We start from the raw sequence: 24,200 nt of genomic DNA, 5'->3' as shown, positions 1-24,200 counted from the left end.
CACGTCGAATCGAGTCGTGTGATTCATCGTCGGTTTCTCTCTCGTGCGTCGATCCGTTAGTCTTGGCCGCGATCGCGGGGTGGAGTCGTACTTCGCCGGTGCAGTGCGTGGATGGTCTGGCCGCAGGGCCTCGCCGCCGCGCCGCCTCCGGTGAGGATGACAGTGCACGGCCCATCCCGCCGTCGTATGCCCACCCCGGACGCAGGGTGCCGCCCGTCGGCGCACTGATCGAGGAGGTGACGGCCCTGGTGCGGGGTGCTACCAAGTCAAGACCACAGGTGACGGCTCCGTCGCACCGCCGACCCGCCGGCGGATCGGCGGGCCACCGGGCCGACGCAGGACAGACGGGGCAGGCCGCCCAGGCCGCCCAGGCCGCGGCGAAGTTCGCCTACCATCCGGCTCTGGACGGTATACGGGTGATCTGTATCTATGTGATCCTCGCCGGTCACATGGGTGCGATTCGAGCGAGCAACGTCGCGGTCGACGTCTTCTTCGTGCTCAGCGGATTTCTGATCACGGCGCTGCTGCTGGCCGAACATCATCGGACCGGAACCGTCTCCATCGGTCGGTTCCTGGTCCGGCGAGCCTTCCGGCTCATGCCGGCGATGTGGGTCTACCTGTTCGTGGGGCTTCTGGTCACGGCGCTGTTCAAATGGGACGACACCGCGTTCCGTGACGATTTCGTCGGCAGTGCGACATCGGCCTTCTTCAATGTGAACAACTGGTACAAGGTCGCACACCCGGAGGCGGGTGGACGCTGGCTCGCCCACGTCTGGTCGCTCTCCCTGGAGGAGCAGTTCTACCTGCTGTGGCCGGTGATGTTCGTGCTGGTGCGCCGGTCCGCGCGGCTGCGCCGGCACCTCGGGCTGATCCTGCTCGGCCTGGTCCTGATGCTGGCCGGCTGGACCTACGTCCTGGCAGGCGACGGCGCGCCGCACACCCGCGTCTATCTCGCTCTCGACACGCATGTCGCCCCGCTGCTGATCGGATGCCTGCTCGCGGTGTGGCGCGACACCCGACTGCGCGCCCTGTCCCGGGCCGAGGACCTCGCTCCGCCCGTGCCGCCCACGCCACCGCTGCCGCTGCCGTTGCCGTCCACGCCACCCGGGCCGTCCGGACGTCCCGCCGCGTCGACCTGGTCGGCGGCGAGGGCTCAGGGCCATCGGCGACATGCCTCGCGACCTCGGACCGGTAGCGACAGTGCCACCGGTGGCCACAGGGGTGGCGCGGGTCGGCCGGACGTGACCGCGGCCGTCGTACGACGGTGGCCGGCGGGACGGCGCATCGCGGCGCTGGGGCTCGCCGCCGCGATCGGGCTGGTCCTGTTCGCCTTCCTCGGCCCGAACAAGAACGTCCACGCCGCGAACTGGCTCGACCGCGCCGCCTACCTGCCGAGCGCGCTGCTGGCCGCGATCGTCGTGCTCAGCGCCGACCTTCGCCGGGATGCCGTCTGGGTGCGGCTGCTCGGCCGGCCGCGGATGGCCTCCCTCGGCAAGATGACCTTCAGCGTCTACCTGTGGCACTACCCGGTGATCTCGGCGGCCAACGGACAGCTGGTGCCCCGGATCGGCCTGTGGCCGGCAGTCGTCTGCGCGGCGGTGGCCAGCACGTTCGTCGCCTACTTCTCCCATCGTCTGATCGAGCGCCCGGCGCAGCGGATACGTCCGGGGTGGGCGGACACCCCGCGTGGCCCGCGACGGGCGGCCGTCGCCGTGGCGGAGCCGTTCGCGCATCCCGCCGAGCGGCGGGTGGAGGACACCGCTGGGCTGCGCTGGCGGTGGGAGTCCGCGGACGAGGGCCGCCCGAGCCGCCGGGCGGGCATGGTCCGCGCAGATGAGGACACCCTCGCCCTCCGGCGCGGCAGCCCGACGCGCTCACCCGAGCTGGGATACCCGTGGTCCAGCGAACCGGAGACCGACGACGTCTGGGTGGATGAGGGCTATGCGCGTATCCCCGTCGGGTACGCGAGCCACGCCGCACGGGGGTTGGATACCCACGGCGACGTCCGCTACGCCGATGTCCAGGTGGATCCGGTGGGCGCCGTCCCCGGTCCGTCCGCCCCGCCGGCATATGATCATCGGCGGTCGGTGGCCGGCTGGGATCCGGTGACCGGTCCGAGTCGGCTGCCCGCCGATCCGGCGTACGTGGACGAGGTGTACCCCGGTGAGCTGATCATCGCGCCCCGCGAGATGGGCGTTCCCGCACGTGTGGAGGACCCCTGGTACTCACCGCGCGGTGTCTCGCGTCGGCCCCTGGCGGGCTGACCCGCGGGTCCGGCGGTGGCCGGGCGTGGGTGGGGGGCGGTCGGCCGCGGGGGTACGTCGGGGTGGGCCATACTCTCCTGGCCGGCACGCTGGACACGCTGGACACGCTGGATCAAGGGCTGAGGAAAGGGACGTTCATGGTCATCGGGGTCATGGGGGCGGGCAGGCTCGGGAGCGCGGTGCTTGCCGGCCTGCTCGCCTCCGGGCACGCCGCCGAGGACGTCGTCGTGGCGGAGAAGGACGCGGCCCGGGCGGCCGAGGTCGCGGGTCAGCACGGGGTGGAGGTTCATCCGCCGAGGGTCGTCGCGCAGCGGGCGGACGTCCTGCTGGTCGTGGTCAAGCCGCAGGACGTCGCCGCCGCGCTCACCGAGGTCGCCCCCGTGGTGGCCGCCGACACGTTGGTCGTGTCGCTGGCGGCCGGGGTGACGACCGCGGCGATCGAGGGGCACCTGCCGTCGAAGCCGCCGGTCATCCGGGTCATGACCAACACGCCTCTGCTGGTCGGGGCGGCGATGTCGGCGATCTGCGCCGGTCAGCACGCTGGGGACAGGCACCTGGCCGCGGCCGAGGCGCTGCTCGAGCCGGTCGGTCAGGTCGTCCGGGTGAGCGAGGCGAGCCTTGACGCGGTGACCGCGTTGTCGGGCAGCGGGCCGGCCTACTTCTTCTACGTGGTCGAGGCTCTGGTCGAGGCCGGGGTGCGGCTCGGGCTGCCGCGGGCGCTGGCGACACAGCTCGTCACCCAGACCGCGACCGGCTCCGCGCGGATGCTGGCCGAGACCGGCGAGAACCCGGCGTTGCTGCGTGAGGCGGTGACCTCGCCGGCCGGTACGACCATCGCCGCGCTCCATCACCTGGATCGCGCGGCGGTGCGCGCGGCGCTGATGGACGCCTGCCTGGCCGCCAGCGACCGCTCCCGCGAACTCGGCCAGACCTAGCCGACCAGTGTCGTCGCTGGCAGCCCGGAGCACCGGGCTCCCGTGTTTGCCCGCCGAGGCGGGTAGGCTCGCTCGGTAACCTCCTCAACATAGATCGGTCGGGTACGTGGGCTCAGTCATCAAGAAGCGTCGTAAGCGGATGGCCAAGAAGAAGCACCGCAAACTGCTCAAGCGCACGCGCGTCCAGCGTCGTAACAAGAAGTAGGCACGGCCCCGCCGTCTCGCTCCTGTGACTCCGCTCGTCCGAGCCCGTCCGTCGGACGATCCGGCTGACCGCGTCCAGCACGGGCGCCTGCCTGGTCACCGGCCCGCCACCAGCACCCTGTCGTGTACCTCAGGGAAGCACGGCATATCGCTCTACGTGCTCTGACGATTGCGGTGTGGCAGGCTGGTGTCACAAGGTGGCGTTGCCGCGTGCTGACGCAGGCAGGGGAGTGAGATGGCGAGTTCGTGGATCAACTTCCTGTCCGACTACGGTGTGGACGACGCCTGTGTCGGCGTCTGTCACGGTGTGATCGCCAGGCATGCCCCGTCGGCCCGCGTGCTTGATCTCTGTCATGGGATCGCACCGCAGGACGTCGGTCATGCCGCCATAACCTTGGCCGATGCGGTGGGCTACCTGCCGATCGGCATCCATCTCGTCGTTGTCGAGCGCCTCGACGCGGACGGCTACACCCGGGGGATCGCGGTTCGTGCCGCCGACGGCTCGGTGTTCGTCTGCCCGGACAACGGCGTCGCCTCGCTGGCCTGGGAGGCCCGCGGCGGGATCGTCGAGGTTCGCGAGATCGCCAACCGGGAGCTGTGGCTGCCGCTGCCGACCGCGGTCTTTCGCGGGCGTGACGTCTACGCGCCGGTCGCCGCCCGGATCGCCGGGGGCCTCGACCTGGCCCAGGTCGGCCCGCCCCTCGACGCGGCCAGCCTCATCCAGTTCCGGCCCCGCACCTGCGTCGTCGACGACGATCATGTGCACGGTGAGGTCGTCTCGATCGACCACTTCGGCAACCTGTCGCTGAACATGACGCGTAACGACCTCGAGGCCGCCGGCATCCTGCTCGGCGATCCCGTGGAGGTCCGCACCGGCAGTCGGGCCATGCGGCTGACCTTCACCCACACCTACGGCGAGGTGCCCCGGGGTGGCGTGACGATCTGCGAGGACGCGCTGCGCCGTCTGATGATCGCGGTCAACTGCGGGCGTGCCAGCGACGCGCTGCGGCTGCGCCGGGAGGACGCCGTCGTCGTCGGCCAACTGCCCCGCGAGACGTCTCCCTTTCAGATAGTCCGGGATCTGCCCCTGTCCGTCTGACCCGGCGACCGTCCACCACCGCGAGATGGCTACTCAGAGTAGCTAGCACACCGCCGCATCCTTACGCTGCGCAGTGAATGCGGCGTGTGTGCGCGTACGATGACGAGGACGATGGCGCAGCCACGAGCACCCGGTGGATGGTGGACGGGTAGCTGGTGGTCTGCGGGGGCATCTCGCGATCAGCCGTGGCGTGGCACGTCACCGCGTCGGGGCCGGGCCGTTCCGGGGAGACTGCGATGAGACCACGCCGGGTGCTGGTGACCGGTGTCGCCCGTCCGCTGGGCGCCGAGGTCGCCTCCGTGCTGGCAGCCGATCCCGAGATCGAATCGGTGATCGGTGTTGACACCACCGTTCCCACGGCCGATCTCGGCCGTACTCATTTCGTTCGTGCCGATATCCGCCATCCGCTGATCGCCAAGGTGATCTCCGCGACCGGTATTGACACGGTGCTGCATCTCAACGTCATCGCGACGCCGCTGGGAGCCGGCGGTCGAGCCGCGATGAAGGAGACGAACGTGATCGGCACGATGCAGCTGCTCGCCGCGTGCCAGAAATCGACCACGGTCACCAGGCTCGTGGTGAAGTCCACCACCGCGATCTACGGTTCCTCCGCGCGCGATCCCGCGCTGTTCACCGAGGACACACAGCCACGTGCGCTGCCCACGGCCGGTTATGCGAAGGATGCCGTCGAGGTCGAGGGCTACGTGCGCGGATTCAGCCGGCGCCGGCCCGACATCGCGGTCACCGTGCTGCGGTTCACCAACATCCTCGGCCCGCACTCCGACAACGCGCTGGCGCTCTACCTCGATCTTCCGGTGGTGCCGACGGTGCTGGGCTTCGACCCGCGCATCCAGTTGCTGCACTCCACCGACGCGCTCGCGGTGCTGCTGCGCGCCGCGCGCGGCCACCACGCGGGTACCTTCAACGTCGCGGGGGATGGCGTGATGCTGCTGTCGCAGGCGATTCGACGGGCCGGCCGGCCGAGTGTCCCCGCTCCCTTCCCGGCCATCGAACTGCTCGGGGGGCTCGCCCGCCGACTACGGATCATCGATTACTCCGCGGAGCAGCTCGATCTGCTCACACATGGGCGGGCGGTGGACACGAGTCGGCTGATCGGGGTTTTCGGCTACCGCCCGCGGTATTCGACGGTGGAGACCTTCGACGCGTTCGTGCGGTACCGGGACCTTCGATTCACCATCGATCACGAGCTGGTCTCCCGCGTCGAACATGGTCTGCTCGGTTCGCTGAACCGGCGATGGCTGGCGGGTTCGGCGCGATGACGGCCCGGTTCGCGACGTTCCGCCATGCCTGGCGGGAAGCCAGGGAAGGCGGCGGCGTTCATGTCCGACGGTGACGTACCCGAGCCCACACAGGGCGAGGCGAAGATCATCCCGCTCAACGGTGACCGACGCCCGGATCAGGAGGGCGCGAGGCCCGGTGCCACCCGCCGTGACCGGACCCGCGCGCGTGGCACCACCCAGCCGGCACAGCGCCGTTCGACCACCCCGACCACCCCGACCACCCCGACCGCCGCGACCAAGCCGACCGCTCCCGCCGCGGCACGTGCCACCCCCGGCGCCGACGATGGTGGCGAGTCGCCCCTGCGCGGTGTCGGCCCGGACGCCGCCGGCCCGCGGGGTGCGAACCGGACCCCCGCGGCCTCCCGCACGGCCGCGGAAACACCATCGCGTGGCCGGACCGGTGCGACCGGTGCGACCGGTGCGACCGGTGAGGTCGCGCGGGCACCTCGAGCCCGCCGCAGGACGCTGGACGGCCCCGCGTCGGCCGATCCGCCAGCCACGGTCACCGAGATGGGCCCGCGGCCCGCGGCCGACGATGCCGACCGGCCGGCGGACGACGCCGTGCGACCCGGTGCGGGCACCGGTGACCTCGAGTCGGCGCTGGCGGGCGTGCTCGCCTTTCTGCGCCGCCGGATCACCGGCGACTACGTCATCGACGAGCATGGCTTCGATGCCGATCTGACCGAGCACGTGCTCGCTCCGCTGCTGCGCCCGATCTACCGCGACTACTTCCGGGTCGAGACCCGGGGCCTGGAGAACATTCCCGACACCGGTGGTGCCCTGGTGGTCGCCAACCACTCCGGCACCCTGCCCATGGACGCCCTGATGATGGCGATGGCGATCCTCGACCACCATCCCGCCCACCGCAACCTGCGGATGCTGGCGGCGGATCTCGTGTTCGCCGTGCCGTTCCTGGCGCCCTTCGCCCGCAAGATCGGTAACACGCTGGCCTGTCAGGCCGATGCCGAGCGGCTGCTGGGTGCGGGCCATCTCGTGGGTGTGTGGCCGGAGGGGTTCAAAGGGGTGGGAAAGCCCTTCCGGGATCGCTACACCCTCCAGCGTTTCGGCCGGGGCGGATTCGTCTCGGCGGCGCTGCGGGCCGGTGTGCCCATCATTCCGTGCACGGTCGTCGGCGCGGAGGAGATCTATCCGATGATCGGGAACGCGAAGTCACTGGCTCGACTGCTCGGGCTGCCCTATCTGCCGATCACGCCGACCTTCCCCTGGTTGGGGTTGTTCGGTCTGGTCCCGTTGCCATCGAAGTGGTACATCGAGTTCGGTGAGCCGGTCGCCACCGATGTTCATCCGCCGGAGGCGGCTGACGATCCGATGCTCGTCTTCGAGCTCACCGACAGTATCCGGGAGACGATTCAGCACACGCTGTACAGCCTGCTGATGCAGCGCCGTTCGGTCTTCTTCTGACCGGGGCCAGCCGGCCGGTGGGTCGTGGGCGGATCAGGCGCTGACGACCCGCCGCCGCAGCGCCATCCCGGCCGCGACACCGCCGGCGAGCGCGCCCGCGCCGGCGGCCGCCGGAATGCCGATCCGGACCGCCTTGCGGGCCGTCCGGAAATCCTTGACCGGCCAGTCCCGTTCCCGGGCGATCGCCTTGAGATCCGGGTCCGGGTTGATGGCGACCGGATGGCCGACCAGGGAGAGCAGCGGAAGGTCGTTGATCGAGTCGGAGTACGCCCAGCAGCGGGACAGATCCAGCCCCTCACGTTCGGCCAGGGCCGCCACCGCCTCGGCTTTCGCCTGGCCGTGCAGCAGGCCGCCGACCAGCCTGCCGGTGTAGGAGCCGTCGCGGACCTCGCTGACGGTGCCCAGCGCACCGGTCAGGCTCAGGCGGCGAGCGATCACCGAGGCGAGTTCCACCGGAGTCGCGGTCACCAGCCAGACCCGCTGGCCGGCGTCCAGATGCTGCTGGGCGAGCGCGTGGGTGCCCGAGTAGATCTGCTCCGCCATCCGCTCGTCGTAGATCTCCTCGCCGTAGCGGACGATCTCCGCGACCGAACGGCCGGCCACGAAGGCGAGGGCGGTCTCCCGGGCGTCCTGGATGCCGTCGGAGTTCTCCTGCCCGCGCAGCCGGTAGGTCAGGTGCGCCAGCCCGAAGCGGAGCAGATCGCGGGAGTCGAAGAAGTCCCGGGCGGCCAGACCGCGGGCGAAGTAGAAGATCGACGCGCCGGCCATCACCGTGTTGTCGACGTCGAAGAAGGCGGCCGTGGACTCGTCGAACGGTGGACGAGGGACTTCCTGCGCCGCGACCTTCAGCGCGGCGATCGCCGCAGCCTCGGCCGCCTGCCTGATCTCGGCCGCACCCTTGCGTCGCACCCTCATCCGGTCATCTCCATGCGGTCCTGCGCCCGTCAACGTGTCGTCAGACTACGGCGCGATGCTGTCGGCGGACGGCTCCCGGCGGGGATCTGATGGCGCGAAGGTGCTCCCGCCAACAACAACGCGCAGGGCGGGTCGGTGATTCGCCGGAAAATTCCGCGGATCGCGAGTCCGGTCCGATGGATCGGTGCTCAGGCCGATCTGTGCGCGGGCAGGGAGCGCGCCAACGTGCGTACCGCGCGCAGTTGCAGGGCCCGGACGGCGCCCTCGTTGCGGCCCATCGCCAGCGCGGTCTCGCGCACCGACATCTCCTCGAGGAACCGCAGCGCGATGCACTCCCGCTGGTCCGGCCCCAGGCGTTGGATCGCTTCCAGCAGTTCCTGGCGGGTCAGGCCCGCGACGATCAGCTCCTCGGGGCCGGGCGTGACGTGCCGGTGGCCGCGGTCGGCGGCGGCGAGGATGTCCGCGGTCGGGATCTCGAAGCGACGCCGCGCGGAACGGGCCTGGTCAACCAGAAGATTGCGGGCGATGGTGATGAACCAGGCGCCGATGTCGCGGCCCTGCCAGGTGAAGGCGCCAATCATCCGCAGTGCCCGGAGGAACGTTTCGCTGACGACGTCCTCGGCCGCCGCCGGATCACCGCCCACCCGGTAGAGCGCGTAGCGGAACACCCGATCGGCGTAGTGGTCGTAGAGCTCACCGAAGGCATCGCTGTCGCCCCGGCTGGCCCGGGCGACCAGGGCCGCCCAACGCTGGTCGGCGGGTTCGTGCCGGTCGGGTTCCGCGGTCGGGTCCGGTCCGCCCGCCGGGGCGGTCGAGCTGGTGGGGGCGTCCGGGCTGTCGCTGTTGCGGCCGGGGCGGTCCGGGCCGGGCGTCGCGGCGGTGGGACCGGCGGTGGTGCGCTCCGCGGGTGCGTCGATGGGCGGTGACGCGCCCGTCGCCGCCACCGAGGTGGCGAGCAGCCAGCGGCCGAGCCGGGCGAGGCCAGGCAGGCCAACCCGGCCGACCTGGCCGGCCGGTCGGCCGGGCGCGGGGAACAGCGCGGGGGCCGGTCGCACGTTCCGGCCTCGCCGCGCACTGGCAGGGCCGGCGGCGACGTTGGTGAACGTGCAGTCGGTCACAGTCCGGACTCCGGAGGTTCGGTCGCGCCAGGACGGCCGCGAGGCCTCGGTGGACAAGGACTCAGGTAGCTGAGTGTAGCTGTACCGCGTACGGGTGGCAGCCGGGGATCGCTCCGGGTCGCCCGCGGTCGCCCCGCACCGACCCTCCCAAGCACGGCCTGGACCTACCATCGGGGGCATGAGACCCGACGGCCCAGGCTCCGCGGAACCGGACGGCGAGGCCCGCATCACGCTCCTGACCCGGGTGGGTTGCCACCTGTGTGACACCGCCCGCGACGCGATCATTCGCGTCGCGGCGCAGGAGGGGGTCGGCTGGCGCGAGGTCGACGTCGACTCCGACGTCCGGCTCGCCGACGAGTACGGCGACCGGGTGCCGGTCACCCTGGTCGACGGCCGCGAGCACGGTTACTGGCGGGTGGAGCAGGAGCGGCTGCGCCAGGCCCTCGTCGGCGGCGGCCGATGGTCGATGCGTCCCACCGGCCGTCCCTGACCCATGTCCAGAGCACTTTCGTGCACTTCGTGAATCGCTTCACGAAGTCGTACACTGCCCGACGACATCTGACTTGTGGCGCCGCACCTCGACGAGGATCGGCAAGGCCACGAAAGATGGGCCCGCGACTTCTGACGGGATCTCCCGTCCTCGCAGCGAGGGACGCGTGCCCGCAGATCGGAGCCGCGGATGAGCCAGCCACGGCGTCGCCCAGCGGTCATCAGGCGACGTGCGCGCAGTGAACCGGCGGCCAACCGATCATCGGTGCCGGAGGCGACGGTGGCCCGGCTCCCGCTCTACCTCCGCGTACTGACGACCATGGCGGATCATGGCGTGCACACTGTGTCGTCCGACACGCTGGCCGCCGCCACCGGTGTGACGTCGGCGAAAGTCCGCAAGGACCTGTCCTATCTGGGTTCCTACGGCACTCGCGGGGTGGGCTACGAGGTGGATGTCCTGCTGGACTGCATCGCCACGCGGCTCGGGCTCACCGAGGACCGTTCCGTTCTTCTGGTCGGGGTGGGCAATCTTGGCCATGCTCTCGCCGGTTACGGGGGGTTTCATGCGCGGGGTTTCCGTATCGTGGCTCTGGTCGACGCGGATCCCGACCGGGTCGGCGAGCGGGTCGGCGAGGTGGTCGTCCGTCCCGTCGACGAGCTGGAGCAGGTGATCGCCGAGTGTGCCGTCACGATCGGGGTGATCTGCACTCCGGCGGCTGCGGCACAACGGGTGTGTGACCGGCTGGTGGCCGCGGGGGTCACGAGCATTCTCAATTTCGCCCCCACGGTTCTGATGGTGCCGGAAGGGGTGGACGTGCGTAAGGTCGACCTCGCCGTGGAACTGCAGATCCTTTCGTTCCACGAGGCGCGCAAACGACCGGCGGGATCCGCCGCCGACGGGTCGTCCAGCCCCGCCCCGCCCGCGCGGACCGGCAAGGCCGCGGATTCCGCCACGACGGTCAGTGCCCGTGGCGCCCTCGAGGTCCACAGCGGAGCGCGGGCGCGACCGCGGAGGTTGACCGGGGCGGTGGGCGAACCGCGTCCGGGGCCGGCGACGACGCCGGCGGCGGAGCCACCCGTCGCGGATCGCGACCGGCTCGGCGATCCGCCCCCGACGACAGCGGCACGTGGGGTGAGCTCCCGGCCGGACAGGGTGACAAGCGAGACGGATGGGGTCGTGCGGGTGACTCGTCAAGCCGGACAGGCACGGCCGGCGCAGGTCGTGCACGAGATCGGACCGAGCTGGCCGGGGCAACCGAGCTGGTCGGGGCAACCGAGCTGGCCGGGGCAACCGAGCTGGTCGGGGGGACCGACATCGCCGGTCCTGCCGCGCGGTGTGGTGGCCGCGCCGCCGATGTTCGCCGCCCGCCCGAGTGCCTCGGGTGGTCCGGGTGGTGAGTGGGCATGAGCCTGCTGGTCGTCGGACTCAACCACCGCACGGCGCCGACCTCCCTGCTGGAGCAGGCATCGGTCTCGCCCGCGGACACCCCCAAGGTCCTGCACGATCTGACGGCGGCCGCGCACGTGAACGAGGCGGTCGTGCTGTCCACCTGCAACCGCACCGAGTTCTACGCGGAGGTCGAGACCTTCCACGGCGGCGTCGCCGACATCTCCGACCAGCTGAGCCGGATCTGCGGCATCGACCTCGCAGACCTGGCCGCGCACCTGTACGTCCACCACGACGCGCGGGCGGTCGGGCACCTGTTCTCCGTCGTCTGCGGGCTCGACTCCATGCTGGTGGGCGAGTCCCAGATCCTCGGGCAGGTACGTGGCGCGTACCGGGCCGCGCAGGAGGCCGGGGGCAGCGGTGCCGCGCTGTCGGGCCTGTTCCAGGCAGCGCTGCGGGTCGGTAAGCGGGCCCATTCCGAGACGTCGATCGACGCCGCCGGTGCGTCCATCGTAGCGGTGGGCATCCAACTGGCCGCGGTGAGCCTCGGTGTCCTGGCGGAGACCCCGGTCGCACCCCTGACCGAGCCCGCACAGCCCGCGCAGCCGCCGCTGGCGGGTGCCCGCGTGCTGCTCATCGGCGCGGGCGCGGTCGGCTCGCTGGCGGCGCAGACGGCGCGGCGTGCCGGAGCCAGCGACATCGTGATCGCCAACCGTACGGCGGCCCGGGCGGACCGGGTCGCGCAGCTGCACGGCGGGCGGGTGGTGAGCCTGTCGGACCTGCCGCACGAGATCATGCTGGCGGACCTGGTGATCTCCTCCACCGGTGCCGCGGGCCTGGTCGTCGACCAGGAGATGGCGGCCGCAGGCCTCGCCGGGCGCGGTGGGCGACCCCTGGTCTTCCTCGACCTCGCGCTCCCGCACGACATCGACCCGGGCGTGCGTGAGCTGGCGGGGGTCAGCCTCATCGACATCGAGACGCTGCGGGTCGCCCTGGACGGGGCGCAGGTGGCGCACGACGTCGAGGCGGTCCGCGGGCTGGTCGCGACCGAGGTCGCGGGATTCCTCGACCGGCGCCGCGCCGACCGGGTCGCGCCGACCGTGGTGGCGCTGCGCGCCCACGCCGACTCCGTCGTCGGCGCGGAGCTCGCCCGGTTGCGTACCCGCCTGCCTGACCTGGACAGTCGAGAGTGGGAACAGGTGCAGGGGGCGGTCCGCCGCGTCGTGGACAAGCTGCTGCACGCCCCGACCGTGCGCGTCCAGCAGCTGGCCGGCGCACCCGGCGGCGACTCCTACGCGGAGGCGCTGCGGGAACTGTTCGACCTGCCGCGCGAGGTACCCGCAGTGGTGTCCGCGCCCGATCTTGATCTTGTGGAGCATTCGTGACGGCGACCGACCCGACCAGCGACCACGTCGAACCCGCGAGGCGGCGCGCGCAGCTGCGCGCCCACTTCGCCGGGCGTCGACTGCGGCTGGGCACCCGCCGATCGGCGCTGGCGATGGCCCAGTCCGGGATGATCGCCGACCAGCTCCGCGCGCAGGTCGGCTGCGAGGTCGACCTGATCCCGATCGTCACGGCGGGCGACCGTTCGGCCGCGGAGATCAGCCAGATCGGTGGCACCGGTGTGTTCGTCAGCGCGCTGCGGGACGCGCTGCTGGCGCAGGAGATCGACCTCGCCGTGCACTCGTTGAAGGACCTGCCGACCGCGACCCCGCCCGGCCTCGTCCTGGCCGCCGTCCCGCCCCGGGAGGACACTCGGGATGTGCTGGTCTCACCAAGTGGCCGGCGGCTGCGGGAGCTCGGGCGCGGCGCCCGGGTCGCGACCGGATCGCCGCGCCGCGCCGCGCAGCTGCGGGCGCTCAGGCTGGACCTTGACGTCGTCCCGATCCGCGGCAACGTCGACACCCGGATCAAGAAGGCCATCGACGGCGAGGTCGACGCGGTCGTGCTCGCCTACGCCGGGCTCGCCCGCCTCGACCGGCTCGACGCCGTCACCGAGGTCATCGACCCGGAGGTGATGCTGCCGGCGCCCGGCCAGGGGGCGCTCGCGATCGAGTGCGGCGGTGGTGGCGGGCTCGCGCTGGCCGGTCCGGGGCGGGTTCTGGTCGGCGCGCCGATGACCGAACGTGAAGGGGTGAACCGGGAGATCCAGGGCGTGACGGCGGCGTGGCGCGCGTCTGCGGGATCGACCGGTGGCCAAACGTGGCCAGATCATGGTCAGCCCGTCGATGGTGCCCTCGCCGAGCTGCTACGGTTTGTGCTCGATGACGCATCGTCGTCCATCGCGGTGAGGGCCGAACGCGCGTTCCTCGCCGCGATCGAGGCCGGCTGCACCGCCCCGGTCGGCGCCCTGGCAGTGGCACAGCCGGCGCCGGTGGCGGACGCGGGCCTGGTGGGCGCCGGCTCAGTGGCAACGGCCGGTGATGCGTCCCCCGCGGGTCGACTGCGCCTGCGGGCGGTCGTCGCCGCGCCGGATGGCAGTACGGTCCTCCGGCGTGACGTGACCGGGTCCGCCGTCGACCCGGAGGCGCTCGGGCAGCGCCTCGCGGACGACATGCTGTCCGCCGGAGCACACTCGCTGATGGGAACTAGCTGAGCATGGCCACCCGACGCACGAAGAAGCCCGTCTCCCCGGTCGCACTGGTCGGCGCCGGTCCCCGCGACCCCGGGTTGTTGACGGTCCTCGCGGTCGAGACCCTGGCGGCGGCCGATCTCGTCGTCGCTGATCCCGACGTCGCACCCGCCGTGCTGGACCACCTCACCGCCGAGGTCCTGCGCATCGGTGACCTCGAGGCGTCGAAGCCGATCCGGGACGCCGAGGCCGCGACGGCCGCCGTGGTCAGCCGCGCCCGCGCCGGTGACCGGGTGGTCCGGCTCTACGCGTCCGACCCGTGGCTGACCCGGATCGGCGCCGCCGACGCCCAGGCGCTGGCGAAGGCCCGCATCCCCTACCGGGTGGTGCCCGGCATCCTCACCGGTGCGGCGGTCGCCACCTACGCCGGTGTCGCACCCGGCTCGCCGATCACGTTCGCCACCACCGCCGGTGACTTCTCCTCCTCGGGCACGCTGCCCGCGCCGTCGCCGTTCGGCGGCAGCGACCCGGTCGGGCCGCTGACCGCACCCGGTTTCGGCCGGCTCGGCGCCCGGCCGATGACCGGGCTGGGCAGCGGCCTCGGTGGGGGTCTGGGCGGCGGCTTCGGCTCGCCGCTGGGCCTGGGTGGCGGTGGTTTCGGTGGCTTCGGCGCTCCGCCGCCCGCCCCCGGCGACCTCGACTGGGGCGCCCTGGCGCAGACCCCGGGAACCCTCGTCATCACCGCGGCGCCGACCGAGACGGGCAAGGTCGTGGCCGCCCTGGTCGAACACGGCCGGCCCGGGGACACCCCGGTCGCCGTCACCGTCGATGGCACCACCACCGACCAGCGCACTGTCACCTCCACGCTGGACCGCCTCGAGGCCGACGTCGCGCCGCTGCTGAACGCCAGCCAGGCACCCGTCTCCCAGGTCGTCATCTCGGTCGGCCCGGTGGTCGCCACCCGCGCGAAGCTGTCCTGGTGGGAGACCCGCGCGCTGTTCGGCTGGACGGTGCTCGTCCCCCGCACCAAGGAGCAGGCGGCCACCCTGTCCGACCTGCTGCGTTCGCACGGCGCGAGTCCACTGGAAGTGCCGACGATCGCCGTCGAGCCGCCGCGTACCGCGGCCCCGATGGAGCGGGCGATCACCGGCCTGGTCTCCGGGCGCTACCAGTGGGTCGCCTTCACCTCCGTGAACGCGGTGCGCGCCGTCCAGGAGAAGGTCGAGGAGCGCAGCCTGGACGCCCGGGCGTTCGCCGGGGTCAAGGTGGCCGCGATCGGCGAGGCCACGGCGGACGCGCTGCGGGCGTTCGGCATCCGACCGGACCTCGTCCCCACGGCGGCGCAGACCAGCGAGGGTCTGCTGGAGGACTGGCCGGACTTCGACGAGTCCCTCGACCTGCTTGACCGGGTGCTGCTGCCCCGGGCCGACATCGCCACCGAGACCCTCGTCGCGGGCCTGAAGGACCGCGGCTGGCAGGTCGACGACGTCACCGCCTACCGGACGGTGCGCGCCGCCCCGCCGCCCGCCCCGATCCGCGAGGCGCTCAAGGGCGGCCGGGTGGACGCGGTCGTGTTCACCTCCTCGTCGACCGTGCGCAACCTGGTCGGGATCGCGGGCAAGCCACACGAGACGACCGTGATCGCCGTGATCGGCCCGGCCACCGCCGCGACCGCCCAGGAACTCGGTCTGCGGGTGGACGTCCAGGCCCCGGAGGCGTCCATCCCGGCGCTGGTCGGAGCCCTGGCCGAGTTCGCCGCGGAACACCGCGAGGAACTCGGCAAGATCGGCCCACTCGCCGCCCGCCTGCCCAAGCCGCGGCGCGGCGCCCGGCGGTGAGCGTGTCCGGCGGGCTGCCCGGCGGGCCGTTCGGGGACTGGTCGACGGCACGGCCGCGGCGCCTGCGGCGGACGCCCGCCCTGCGCCGGCTGGTCGCCGACGTCCGGGTGCACCCCGCCGACCTGGTGCTGCCGATGTTCGTCCGGGAAGGTGTGGACGAACCCGTCCCCATCTCCTCGATGCCCGGGGTCGTCCAGCACAGCCGTTCCTCGCTGCGCAGGGCCGCGGTGGAGGCGGTCGAGGCCGGTGTCGGCGGACTGATCCTGTTCGGGGTGCCGGCGGACAAGGACGCACGCGGCTCGGGTGCCGACGATCCGGCCGGCATCGTCCAACTGGCGCTGGCGGATCTCGCCGGTGAGGTCGGCGGCGACGTCGTGCTGATGAGCGACCTCTGCCTGGACGAGTACACCGACCACGGACACTGCGGCCTGCTCACCGCCGACGGCGAGGTCGACAACGACGCCACGCTCGTGCGCTACGCCGAGATCGCCCTCGCCCAGGCCCGGGCCGGCGCCGAGGTCGTCGCGCCCAGCGGCATGATGGACGGCCAGGTCGCCGCGATCCGGGCGGCCCTGGACGGCGGGGGCTTCACCCACCTGCCGATCCTGGCCTACTCGGCGAAGTACGCATCGGCGTTCTACGGCCCGTTCCGCGAGGCCGCGCAGTGCGCGCCGCGGTTCGGCGACCGGGCCGGCTACCAGCAGGACCCGGCCAGGTCGGTGGGGGAGGCGCTGCGCGAGGTGGCACTGGACCTCGCGGAGGGCGCGGACGCGGTGATGGTCAAGCCGGCGCTGGCCTACCTGGACATCCTGCGTGCGGTGGCCGACGCGGTGGACGTGCCGGTCGCCGCCTACCAGGTCTCCGGCGAGTACGCGATGATCGAGGCCGCCGCGGCCGCCGGATGGATCGACCGCGATCGCATGATCGCCGAGACCATCACCGGCATCGCCCGTGCCGGCGCCGACATCATCCTGACCTACTGGGCCGTCGAGGTCGCCCGCGGCCTGCGGTCCACCCGCTGATCCCCTGCCGTACTGATCCCCTGCCGTACTGGCCCCTCGTGGCCAGATGGTGGGAGGCGGGCATCATGTCAATAAATTAGTACTTTTGCGGCTTATTGGACGACGGTGCTCCGCCCAAAGTGACGGTCGGTGTCCTGGCGGCCGCCATCACGCGGATGCCCATCGTGGCGGACCGGTGTCACCATGTGGCCGTGGACCGTTGGCGCAGGTGGCGGCGGGTGTCGTGACGCGCGCGGCTCGGGCCGGGGCGGTCGGACGCGTCAGGGTCGCAGGCGGCTCTGCCCGCCTCGGGGTCGTGACATCCGTCGCTTCGGATCTGGTACCCCCCGGGGGTAGTGGTGGACGATACGGGGGAGGGGTACTTTCGGCATGCCGGACGTGCCCGCCCGGGTGCTCCGCCCGGCGAGGACATCGCCCGCGGAGCACGCTGACCGAAGACCGAGAAAGGGATGAGGGTCGCCGATGACCACCACTGCCTACACCGTGACCGGGATGAACTGCGGCCACTGCGTCCAGTCGGTGACCGAGGAGCTGGAGCGGCTGCCCTCGGTCTCGACCATCACGGTCGATCTGGCCGACGGTCGGGTCACCGTGGTCAGCGAGCAGGAGCTGGCCGACGGGGACGTCCGCGCCGCGATCTCGGAGGCCGGGTTCGAACTCGTCGGGCGCGCCTGAACGTGCCCGCCACCGACTCCACGCACCCTGACCGGGTGGAGCTCGCGATCGGCGGGATGACCTGCTCGTCCTGCGCGGCACGGGTGGAACGCAAGCTCAACCGGCTGGACGGCATCACCGCCACGGTCAACTACGCGACCGAGAAGGCCACCATCACCCGGGTCGCTCCCACTCTGAGCACCGGCACGGCGGCGGCCGATGGTCGGGCGGCCAGCGGTCAGACCGTCGGCGCCGAGTCCACCAGCCTCGGACTGTCCGTCGACGATCTGATCGCGGCCGTGCGTGCCGCCGGTTACACGGCGACGGCCGCACCGGCGTTCTCACCGGCAGCCCCTACAGCGGAGCCCCCGGCTGGCGCCCAGCCGGACAGCCCCGCTGCCGACCGGGACGGGGCCGATCCGGACAGGGTCGCCGAACCCGCCGGGCGGCCCGAGGCGGAACCCGGCGGCGCTGATCTGCGCCTGATGCGCCGCCGTCTGCTCCTCTCGGCGGTGCTGGCCGCGCCGGTGATCGCGCTGGCGATGGTCCCGGCCTGGCAGTTCGACTACTGGCAGTGGGTCAGCCTGGCCCTGACGGTGCCGGTGGTGACCTGGGGGGCCTGGCCGTTCCACGCGGCGGCGGCCCGGGGCGCCCGGCACGGCGCGGCGACCATGGACACCCTGGTCTCCCTCGGCACGCTCGCGGCCTTCTGCTGGTCGCTCTACGCGCTGGTCTTCGGCGGCGCCGGCGATCCCGGGATGCGCCATGGCTTCTCGTTCACCGGCGGCCTGGGCGACATCGGCACCCACCCCACCCCACCCGCCATGCCCGGTATGAATGACATGCCAGGCATGGCGAACATGCCGGGGATGACACCGGCCGGTGGGGCCGCCGGCGGCACGGACGACGCGGCGATCTATCTCGAGGTGGCCGCCGGCGTCCCGGTGTTCCTGCTGGCCGGGCGGTTCCTGGAGCTGCGGGCCCGCCGGCGTTCGGGGGCGGCGCTGCGCGCCCTGCTGCACCTGGGCGCGCGGGAGGTCACCATCCGCCGTCCCGCCGACGCGACGCGACCGGCCGCGCCAGCCGCGTCGGCGGACAGTCCTCAGGACACGTTCGTCGAGGTCCGGGTGCCGATCGAGGAGCTGCGCATCGGCGCGGAGTTCGTCGTGCGACCCGGCGAGAAGATCGCGACCGACGGGGTCGTGGTCGAGGGGCGTTCCGCGGTCGACGCGAGCATGGTCACCGGGGAGTCGGTGCCGGTCGAGGTCGGACCGCAGGACGCCGTCGTCGGCGCGACCGTGAACGCCGGCGGGCGGCTGGTGGTGCGGGCGACCCGGGTCGGCGCCGACACGCAGCTCGCGCGGATCGGGCAGCTGGTGGAGCAGGCCCAGAGTGGCAAGGCGAAGGTGCAACGGCTCGCCGACCGGGTCTCGGCCGTGTTCGTCCCGGTCGTGTTGGTGGCCTCCCTCATCACGCTGGTGGCGTGGCTGGTCACCGGCGCGTCGACGACCGACGCGTTCACCGCGGCCGTGGCCGTACTGATCATCGCGTGCCCGTGCGCGCTGGGCCTGGCCACCCCGACCGCGCTGCTGGTCGGCACCGGACGCGGCGCGCAGCTGGGCATCGTCATCCGGGGACCGGAGGTCCTCGAGTCGACCCGTCGCATCCAGGTCGTGCTGCTGGACAAGACCGGGACGCTCACCAGCGGCCGGATGCGGGTCACGCAGGTCCATCCGGCACCGGGGGAGGACGCCGCCCAGGTGCTGCGGATCGCCGGAGCCGCCGAGGACGGCAGTGAGCATCCGATCGGTCGGGCGATCGCGCAGGCCGCACGGGACGCGCGGGCCGACGGCACGCTGCCGCCGGCGACCGAGTTCGCCGGGGACGCGGGCCTGGGCGTGCGCGCGGTGGTCGAGGGCCATCGGGTGGTCGTCGGCCGGGACAGCCTGTTCGGCGAGCTTCCCCCCGTGCTCGCCGGGGCTCTGGCGGGCGAGCGGGAGCTTGGCCGGACCGCCGTCGTCGTCGGCTGGGCCGGGCAGCCCCGCGGGCTGATCAGCGTCGCCGACACGGTGCGGCCCACCGCGGCCGCCGCGGTCGCCGACCTGCGCCGCCTCGGTCTGCGTCCGATCCTGCTGACCGGGGATTCGACGGCCGTCGCGCGGGCGGTGGCCACCGAGGTCGGCATCGCCGCCGGCGAGGTGATCTCCGAGGTGCTGCCCGAGGAGAAGGTCGCCGCGGTGCGCCAGCTCCAGCAGGACGGCCACACCGTCGCGATGGTCGGCGACGGGGTGAACGACGCGGCCGCGCTCGCCCAGGCCGATCTCGGCATCGCCATGGGCGGCGGGACGGACGCGGCGATCGAGGCCTCCGACCTCACCCTGGTGCACGGCGATCCACGGCTGATGGCCGACGCGATCCGGTTGTCCCGCGCCACCCTGCGCACGATCCGCGGCAACCTGATCTGGGCGTTCGGCTACAACGTCGCGGCTCTGCCGCTGGCCGCCGCCGGCCTGCTCAACCCGATGATCGCCGGCGCCGCGATGGCGTTCAGCTCGGTGTTCGTCGTGACCAACAGCCTGCGCCTGCGCCGCTTCCGCCCGACTCCGCCGTAGCCCCCCGCCCGCCGAGCCGGCCCCGCTGGGCTGGTCCGGCGCGCGGGGCCGGTCCGGCGGGTCCGCCGGCTGGCGGACTCAGGTCTTGGCCAGCTCCAGCCGGGGGAAGACCGGCGTGGGCTCGGCCACCTGGTCGCCGCCGTCGCCGCACTGGGCGGCGATGCGCGCGGCCGCCTCCGGGAGGAACGCGACCAGGCGCGTCGCGATCTCACGGCAGGTGGCGACCAGTTCCGCGAGTACGGCGTCGAGGGCGGCGGGGGGCGCGTCCAGCTTGCGTTCGGCCTTCGCCAGCTCCCAGGGACGGGCCGCCTCGACATAACGGTTGCCCTCGTCGCCGATCGCGGTGATCGCCTCGGCGGCCCGCCGGTAGTCGAACGCGGTGAAGGCGGCGTCGATCGCGGCGGGCGCGTCCGCGCGCGCCCTGCGCAGGGCGGCCGCGCCCGGATTGTCCGCGGGGACCGGGGGGATCACCCCGTCCCGGTAGCGGCGGACCATCGACACCGTGCGGTTGACCAGGTTGCCGATGTTGTTCGCGAGATCCTCGTTCGCCCGGTTGACCAGACGCTCGGTGGTGTAGTCGGTGTCGCCGCTTCGGGCCACGTCACTGAGCATCCACCAGCGCAGCGCGTCGGACCCGTAGGCGGCGACGATGTCGGCCGGGTCCTCGGCGTTGCCGGCCGACTTGGAGATCTTCATCCCGTCGGCGGTCAGGTACTCGTGGACGAAGATGGTGTCCGGCAGCCGCACGCCGGCGGAGAGCAGCATCGCCGGCCAGTAGACGGCGTGGAAGCGGATGATGCCCTTGCCGATGACATGCACCCGCGCGTCGCTGCTCGTCCACCAGTGGTCGAAACCCGCCTCGTCCGTGCCGTAGCCGGGGGCGGTGATGTAGTTGCCGAGCGCGTCGAACCAGACGTAGATGACCTGGTCGGGGTCGCCGGGCACCGGGATGCCCCAGCCCCGCGCGCGGGTCATGCTCCGCGAGGCGCTGAAGTCCTCCAACCCCGCCTCGATGAACGACAGCACCTCACGCTTGCGGGTGGCGGGCTCGATGCGCAGCCGGTCGGTGGAGATGAGCTCGTGCAGCTGGTCGGCGTAGCGGCTGAGCCGGAAGAACCAGTTGCTCTCCTCGACCAGGTCCGGGACGGTGCCGTGCTCCGGGCAGCGCCCGTTGACCAGCTCGTCCTCGCCGTAGAACTGCTCGCAGCCGACGCAGTACAGGCCCGCGTAGCTCTTGCGGTAGAAGTCGCCGGATTCGGCGCACGCCGCCCACAGTTTCTCCACCCCGGGCCGGTGCCGCGGGTCGGTGCTGGTCTTGATGAAGTCGTCGAAGGACAGGTCCAGCGGTTCGCGCAGCGAGATGAACCGGGCCGCCACCCGCTCGACGTACTCCGCCGGGGTGATGCCCTCGGCCTCGGCGCTCTGGACGTTCTTCAGCGCGTTGTCGTCGGTGCCGGTCTGCAACCGGACCTCCTCGCCGCGCGCCCGCAGGTGGCGAGCGTAGGCGTCGGTCTCGACCAGCTCCAGCGCGTGCCCCACGTGTGGTTTGCCGTTGACGTACGGGATGGCCGTCGTCACGAAGTAGCGACCCATCGGTTTCGGATCCTCCCGCCCCGCCGCGGCCCCACCCGAGGAGGCTCCGCCCGGGGCCTCCTCGGTGGTCTGTCAGGACGCGCGCAAGAGGCCGGATGGCATGTGCATCAGCATCATCCGGCTGCTCGTCGCCTCGGCGTTGACCCGTGTCGTCGACACAGCCAGATCCTACGCCGCGCCGGATGACGCACAGGTGCGACGGACTGGCAGCTGCGATCATGCCGCATTGATCATTCTGGGTTACCGTCCCAGGCCATGGGACCAGCACCCACCCACAGCCATCCCCGTGCCCGTTCTCATCCGGACGGGTCCACCCGATGGTGGCCACGGCTGCGCCACCGGCTCTCGGACCTGTTCGGGGGACATCTGTTCGGGAGACATCTGTTCGGGGGCCACAGCCATGACAGCGCTGACCAGATCGACGACGCGCTCGAGGCGGACGCGGCCGGCCGGCGGGCGCTGCTGATCAGCCTGGGTGGTCTGGCGGCGACCGCGGTCGCGCAGGCGATCGTGGTGGTGCTGTCCGGATCGGTGGCGCTGCTCGGCGACACGCTGCACAACGTCGCCGACGCGCTCACCGCGGTACCGCTGCTGATCGCGTTCACGGTGGCCCGCCGTCCGGCGACCGACCGTTTCACCTACGGCTACGGACGGGCCGAGGACCTGGCCGGCCTCGCCGTCCTGGCGATGATCACACTGTCGAGCGGGGTCGCGGCCTACACGGCGATCGACCGGCTGCTGCGTCCCCAGCAGATCCATCAGCTCGGCGCGGTGGCGGCCGCCGGTCTGATCGGCTTCGTCGGCAACGAGATCGTGGCCCGCTACCGGATCGGGGTGGGACGCCGCATCGGATCGGCGGCGCTGGTCGCCGACGGCCTGCACGCCCGCACCGACGGGTTCACCAGTCTCGCGGTTCTGCTCGGCGCCGCCGGCGTGGCGGCCGGCTGGAGAGGGGCCGATCCGGTGATCGGCCTGGTGATCACCGTGGCGATCCTCGGGGTGCTGCGTTCGGCCGCCCGCGTCGTCGGTGCCCGGCTCATGGACGCCGTCGACCCGGCGATCGTCGCCGAGGCCACCCTCACCCTTCTGCACACCCCCGGTGTCGAGGCCATCCGCGAGCTGCGCATCCGCTGGATCGGCCACAGCCTGCGCGCCGAGGTCGACGTCACCGTGGACGCCACCCTCACCCTGGCCGCCGCCCACGACGTCGCCCATGCCGCCCAGGCCCATCTGCTGCACCACATCCGCCGGCTGTCCGCGGCGACCATCCACACCAGCCCGCGGACGGCCGCTCCCGGGCACTGACCCCGCAGGCCGGCACTGACCCCGCCGGCCGGCACTGACCCCGCCGGCCGATGTCGAGAACACGGCGGCGGCTCCGTCCCAGGGCATGAAAGGCCAGGGTTGTCGGGTGACCGGAGGTGGCGGGTGATCAGGGGCATGGTGGACGAGTCGTTGCTGCGGGAGCTGGTGCCCACGGTGATCGGCGTCCTCGTCCGACGCGGGGCGGATTTCGCATCGGCCGAGGACGCCGTGCAGGAGGCGCTGATCCGAGCGTTCGAGACCTGGCCCGAGGATCCCCCGCGGGACCCGAAGGCGTGGCTGGTCACGGTCGCGTGGCGGCGTTTCGTCGACGCGACGAGGGCCGAGGCGTCCCGACGTGGACGCGAACAGGTCGTCGACTCCGAGCCGGAGGTGGGCCCGGTGCCCGCCACCGACGACACCCTGCGCCTCTACTTCCTGTGCGCGTCGCCGGTGCTGGCGCCGGCGTCGGCCGTCGCGTTGACGCTGCGTGCGGTGGGCGGCCTGACCACCCGGCAGATCGCGTCGGCCTACCTCGTCCCCGAGGCGACCATGGCGCAGCGCATCAGCCGGGCGAAACGGCGCATCGCCGGCCTCCCCCTGGACACCGCCGGTGGCCTCGCGACCGTGCTGCGGGTGCTCTACCTCGTCTTCAACGAGGGCTACGGCGGGGACGTCGACCTCGCCGCCGAGGCGATCCGGCTGACCCGCCAGCTCGCCGAGCTGACCGACGAGCCCGAGGTGGCGGGTCTGCTCGCGCTCATGCTGCTGCACCATGCCCGCCGGGCGTCGCGGACCGGCCCGTCCGGCGACCTGGTGCCACTCGCGGACCAGGACCGTACCCGCTGGGACACGGCCGCGGTCGCCGAAGGTGTGACGATCCTGCAACACGCCCTGGCCCGTGATCAGCTGGGCGAGTACCAGGCGCAGGCCGCGATCGCGGCCCTGCACGCGGACGCCCCCAGCACCGCCGAAACCGACTGGGTACAGATCGTCGAGTGGTACGACGAACTGCTGCGCCTGACCGACAGCCCGGTGGTCCGCCTCAACCGAGCCGTGGCCCTGGGCGAGGCCGACGGCCCACAGACCGGCCTGGCCGCCCTCGCCGCTGTACCCCCCGATCTGCCCAGATACGCCGCCACCTCGGCCTACCTGCACGAACGCGCCGGCGACCTGGCCCACGCCGCCGACCTCTACGCGCAGGCCGCCCACGCCGCCACCAGCGTGGCCGAACGCGACCACCTCACCCGCCAGGCCGCCCGCACCCGCCACCACCTGACCCCGCCGTCCTGATCCGCCGCTCGTGGTCCGGGTGGTTCCGCGGAACACCTGTCTCCGGCCAGGGGCGTCGGTGGCGGCGTCGGACTCGCATCCGCCGCACATGTTCCACGCAGGCGACTCACACGTAAGCCTGATGTTCTCGGCCTACCGGTGCATCCGGAACGCACCGGTGCACCTGTGTCGAAGGGAGCC

General features: G+C 72.4%; 18 protein-coding genes and 1 pseudogene. 16 read left to right on the top strand and 3 right to left on the bottom strand.

The window, feature by feature from the left end:
• The first annotated feature begins 278 nt into the window (after nucleotides 1-278).
• The 6 genes from MXD61_RS22385 (at nucleotide 279) to MXD61_RS22360 (ending at nucleotide 7,225) form a co-directional block, all read left to right on the top strand.
• On the top strand, nucleotides 279-2,264 hold the full coding sequence (locus MXD61_RS22385; protein WP_248815396.1) for an acyltransferase: 1,986 nt from the start codon (nucleotides 279-281) through the stop codon (nucleotides 2,262-2,264).
• Between the two features lie 137 nt (nucleotides 2,265-2,401).
• On the top strand, nucleotides 2,402-3,199 hold the full coding sequence (gene proC, locus MXD61_RS22380; protein ID WP_248815439.1) for a pyrroline-5-carboxylate reductase: 798 nt from the start codon (nucleotides 2,402-2,404) through the stop codon (nucleotides 3,197-3,199).
• Between the two features lie 106 nt (nucleotides 3,200-3,305).
• Entirely contained in the window at nucleotides 3,306-3,404 is a 99-nt protein-coding gene (locus tag MXD61_RS22375) for a 30S ribosomal protein bS22 (protein WP_003948845.1), read from the top strand.
• A gap of 234 nt (nucleotides 3,405-3,638) precedes the next feature.
• Nucleotides 3,639-4,502 (top strand): S-adenosyl-l-methionine hydroxide adenosyltransferase family protein, encoded by an 864-nt coding sequence (locus MXD61_RS22370; RefSeq protein WP_248815395.1) that lies wholly within the window; start codon nucleotides 3,639-3,641, stop codon nucleotides 4,500-4,502.
• Between the two features lie 236 nt (nucleotides 4,503-4,738).
• The gene (locus tag MXD61_RS22365; protein WP_248815394.1) at nucleotides 4,739-5,782 is read left to right on the top strand and encodes an NAD-dependent epimerase/dehydratase family protein; all 1,044 of its coding nucleotides are present in this window, start codon (nucleotides 4,739-4,741) and stop codon (nucleotides 5,780-5,782) included.
• Between the two features lie 321 nt (nucleotides 5,783-6,103).
• On the top strand, nucleotides 6,104-7,225 hold the full coding sequence (locus tag MXD61_RS22360; RefSeq protein ID WP_374629402.1) for a lysophospholipid acyltransferase family protein: 1,122 nt from the start codon (nucleotides 6,104-6,106) through the stop codon (nucleotides 7,223-7,225).
• A 33-nt stretch (nucleotides 7,226-7,258) separates the two neighbouring features.
• Here MXD61_RS22360 and MXD61_RS22355 read toward each other — a convergent pair whose 3' ends face one another.
• Together MXD61_RS22355 and MXD61_RS22350 are read right to left on the bottom strand one after the other, a co-directional pair.
• Nucleotides 7,259-8,140, bottom strand: a complete 882-nt coding sequence (locus tag MXD61_RS22355) for an HAD family phosphatase (protein WP_248815392.1) — start codon at nucleotides 8,138-8,140, stop codon at nucleotides 7,259-7,261.
• 188 nt (nucleotides 8,141-8,328) lie between these two features.
• Nucleotides 8,329-9,258: a sigma-70 family RNA polymerase sigma factor gene (locus tag MXD61_RS22350; RefSeq protein ID WP_248815391.1), complete on the bottom strand. Its 930-nt coding sequence runs from the start codon at nucleotides 9,256-9,258 to the stop codon at nucleotides 8,329-8,331.
• Nucleotides 9,259-9,436: 178 nt separating this feature from the next.
• Between MXD61_RS22350 and MXD61_RS22345 the strand changes: the two genes are divergently transcribed.
• The 8 genes and pseudogenes from MXD61_RS22345 (at nucleotide 9,437) to MXD61_RS22310 (ending at nucleotide 19,832) form a co-directional block, all read left to right on the top strand.
• Nucleotides 9,437-9,748 carry a glutaredoxin family protein gene (locus tag MXD61_RS22345; RefSeq protein ID WP_163547755.1) on the top strand — a complete coding sequence of 104 codons (312 nt, stop codon included), beginning with the start codon at nucleotides 9,437-9,439 and terminating at the stop codon, nucleotides 9,746-9,748.
• A 189-nt stretch (nucleotides 9,749-9,937) separates the two neighbouring features.
• A pseudogene (locus MXD61_RS29025) lies at nucleotides 9,938-10,699 on the top strand (redox-sensing transcriptional repressor Rex); the annotation flags it as partial.
• 452 nt (nucleotides 10,700-11,151) lie between these two features.
• Complete coding sequence (locus MXD61_RS22335; RefSeq protein ID WP_248815389.1) at nucleotides 11,152-12,519, top strand: glutamyl-tRNA reductase; 1,368 nt, start codon at nucleotides 11,152-11,154, stop codon at nucleotides 12,517-12,519.
• The gene (gene hemC / locus MXD61_RS22330; RefSeq protein ID WP_248815388.1) at nucleotides 12,516-13,730 is read left to right on the top strand and encodes a hydroxymethylbilane synthase; all 1,215 of its coding nucleotides are present in this window, start codon (nucleotides 12,516-12,518) and stop codon (nucleotides 13,728-13,730) included. Before MXD61_RS22335 ends, hemC begins: the two co-directional genes overlap by 4 nt.
• A 2-nt stretch (nucleotides 13,731-13,732) precedes the next feature.
• Nucleotides 13,733-15,544: a uroporphyrinogen-III synthase gene (locus MXD61_RS22325; RefSeq protein WP_163547759.1), complete on the top strand. Its 1,812-nt coding sequence runs from the start codon at nucleotides 13,733-13,735 to the stop codon at nucleotides 15,542-15,544.
• Complete coding sequence (hemB, locus tag MXD61_RS22320; protein ID WP_248815387.1) at nucleotides 15,541-16,566, top strand: porphobilinogen synthase; 1,026 nt, start codon at nucleotides 15,541-15,543, stop codon at nucleotides 16,564-16,566. The genes MXD61_RS22325 and hemB overlap by 4 nt, the downstream gene beginning before the upstream one ends.
• A gap of 462 nt (nucleotides 16,567-17,028) precedes the next feature.
• Nucleotides 17,029-17,241, top strand: coding sequence for a heavy-metal-associated domain-containing protein (locus MXD61_RS22315; RefSeq protein WP_248815386.1), 213 nt, complete (start codon nucleotides 17,029-17,031; stop codon nucleotides 17,239-17,241).
• 56 nt (nucleotides 17,242-17,297) lie between these two features.
• Entirely contained in the window at nucleotides 17,298-19,832 is a 2,535-nt protein-coding gene (locus tag MXD61_RS22310) for a heavy metal translocating P-type ATPase (RefSeq protein ID WP_248815438.1), read from the top strand.
• 78 nt (nucleotides 19,833-19,910) lie between these two features.
• Here the strand turns inward: MXD61_RS22310 and MXD61_RS22305 are convergent, their stop codons facing one another.
• A complete protein-coding gene (locus MXD61_RS22305; protein ID WP_248815385.1) occupies nucleotides 19,911-21,425 on the bottom strand; it encodes a methionine--tRNA ligase in 1,515 nt (504 codons plus the stop codon).
• A gap of 255 nt (nucleotides 21,426-21,680) precedes the next feature.
• On the opposite strand from MXD61_RS22305, the gene MXD61_RS22300 reads away from it, so the two are divergent.
• Both MXD61_RS22300 and MXD61_RS22295 read left to right on the top strand, forming a co-directional pair.
• Complete coding sequence (locus MXD61_RS22300; RefSeq protein ID WP_248815384.1) at nucleotides 21,681-22,730, top strand: cation diffusion facilitator family transporter; 1,050 nt, start codon at nucleotides 21,681-21,683, stop codon at nucleotides 22,728-22,730.
• Between the two features lie 138 nt (nucleotides 22,731-22,868).
• Entirely contained in the window at nucleotides 22,869-24,020 is a 1,152-nt protein-coding gene (locus MXD61_RS22295) for an RNA polymerase sigma factor (protein WP_374629400.1), read from the top strand.
• Nucleotides 24,021-24,200 lie beyond the last annotated feature (180 nt).

It is taken from the genome of Frankia sp. AgPm24, assembly GCF_023243055.1.
Lineage (GTDB): Bacteria > Actinomycetota > Actinomycetes > Frankiales > Frankiaceae > Frankia > Frankia umida.
This window is presented reverse-complemented; position numbering and strand designations above follow the sequence as displayed.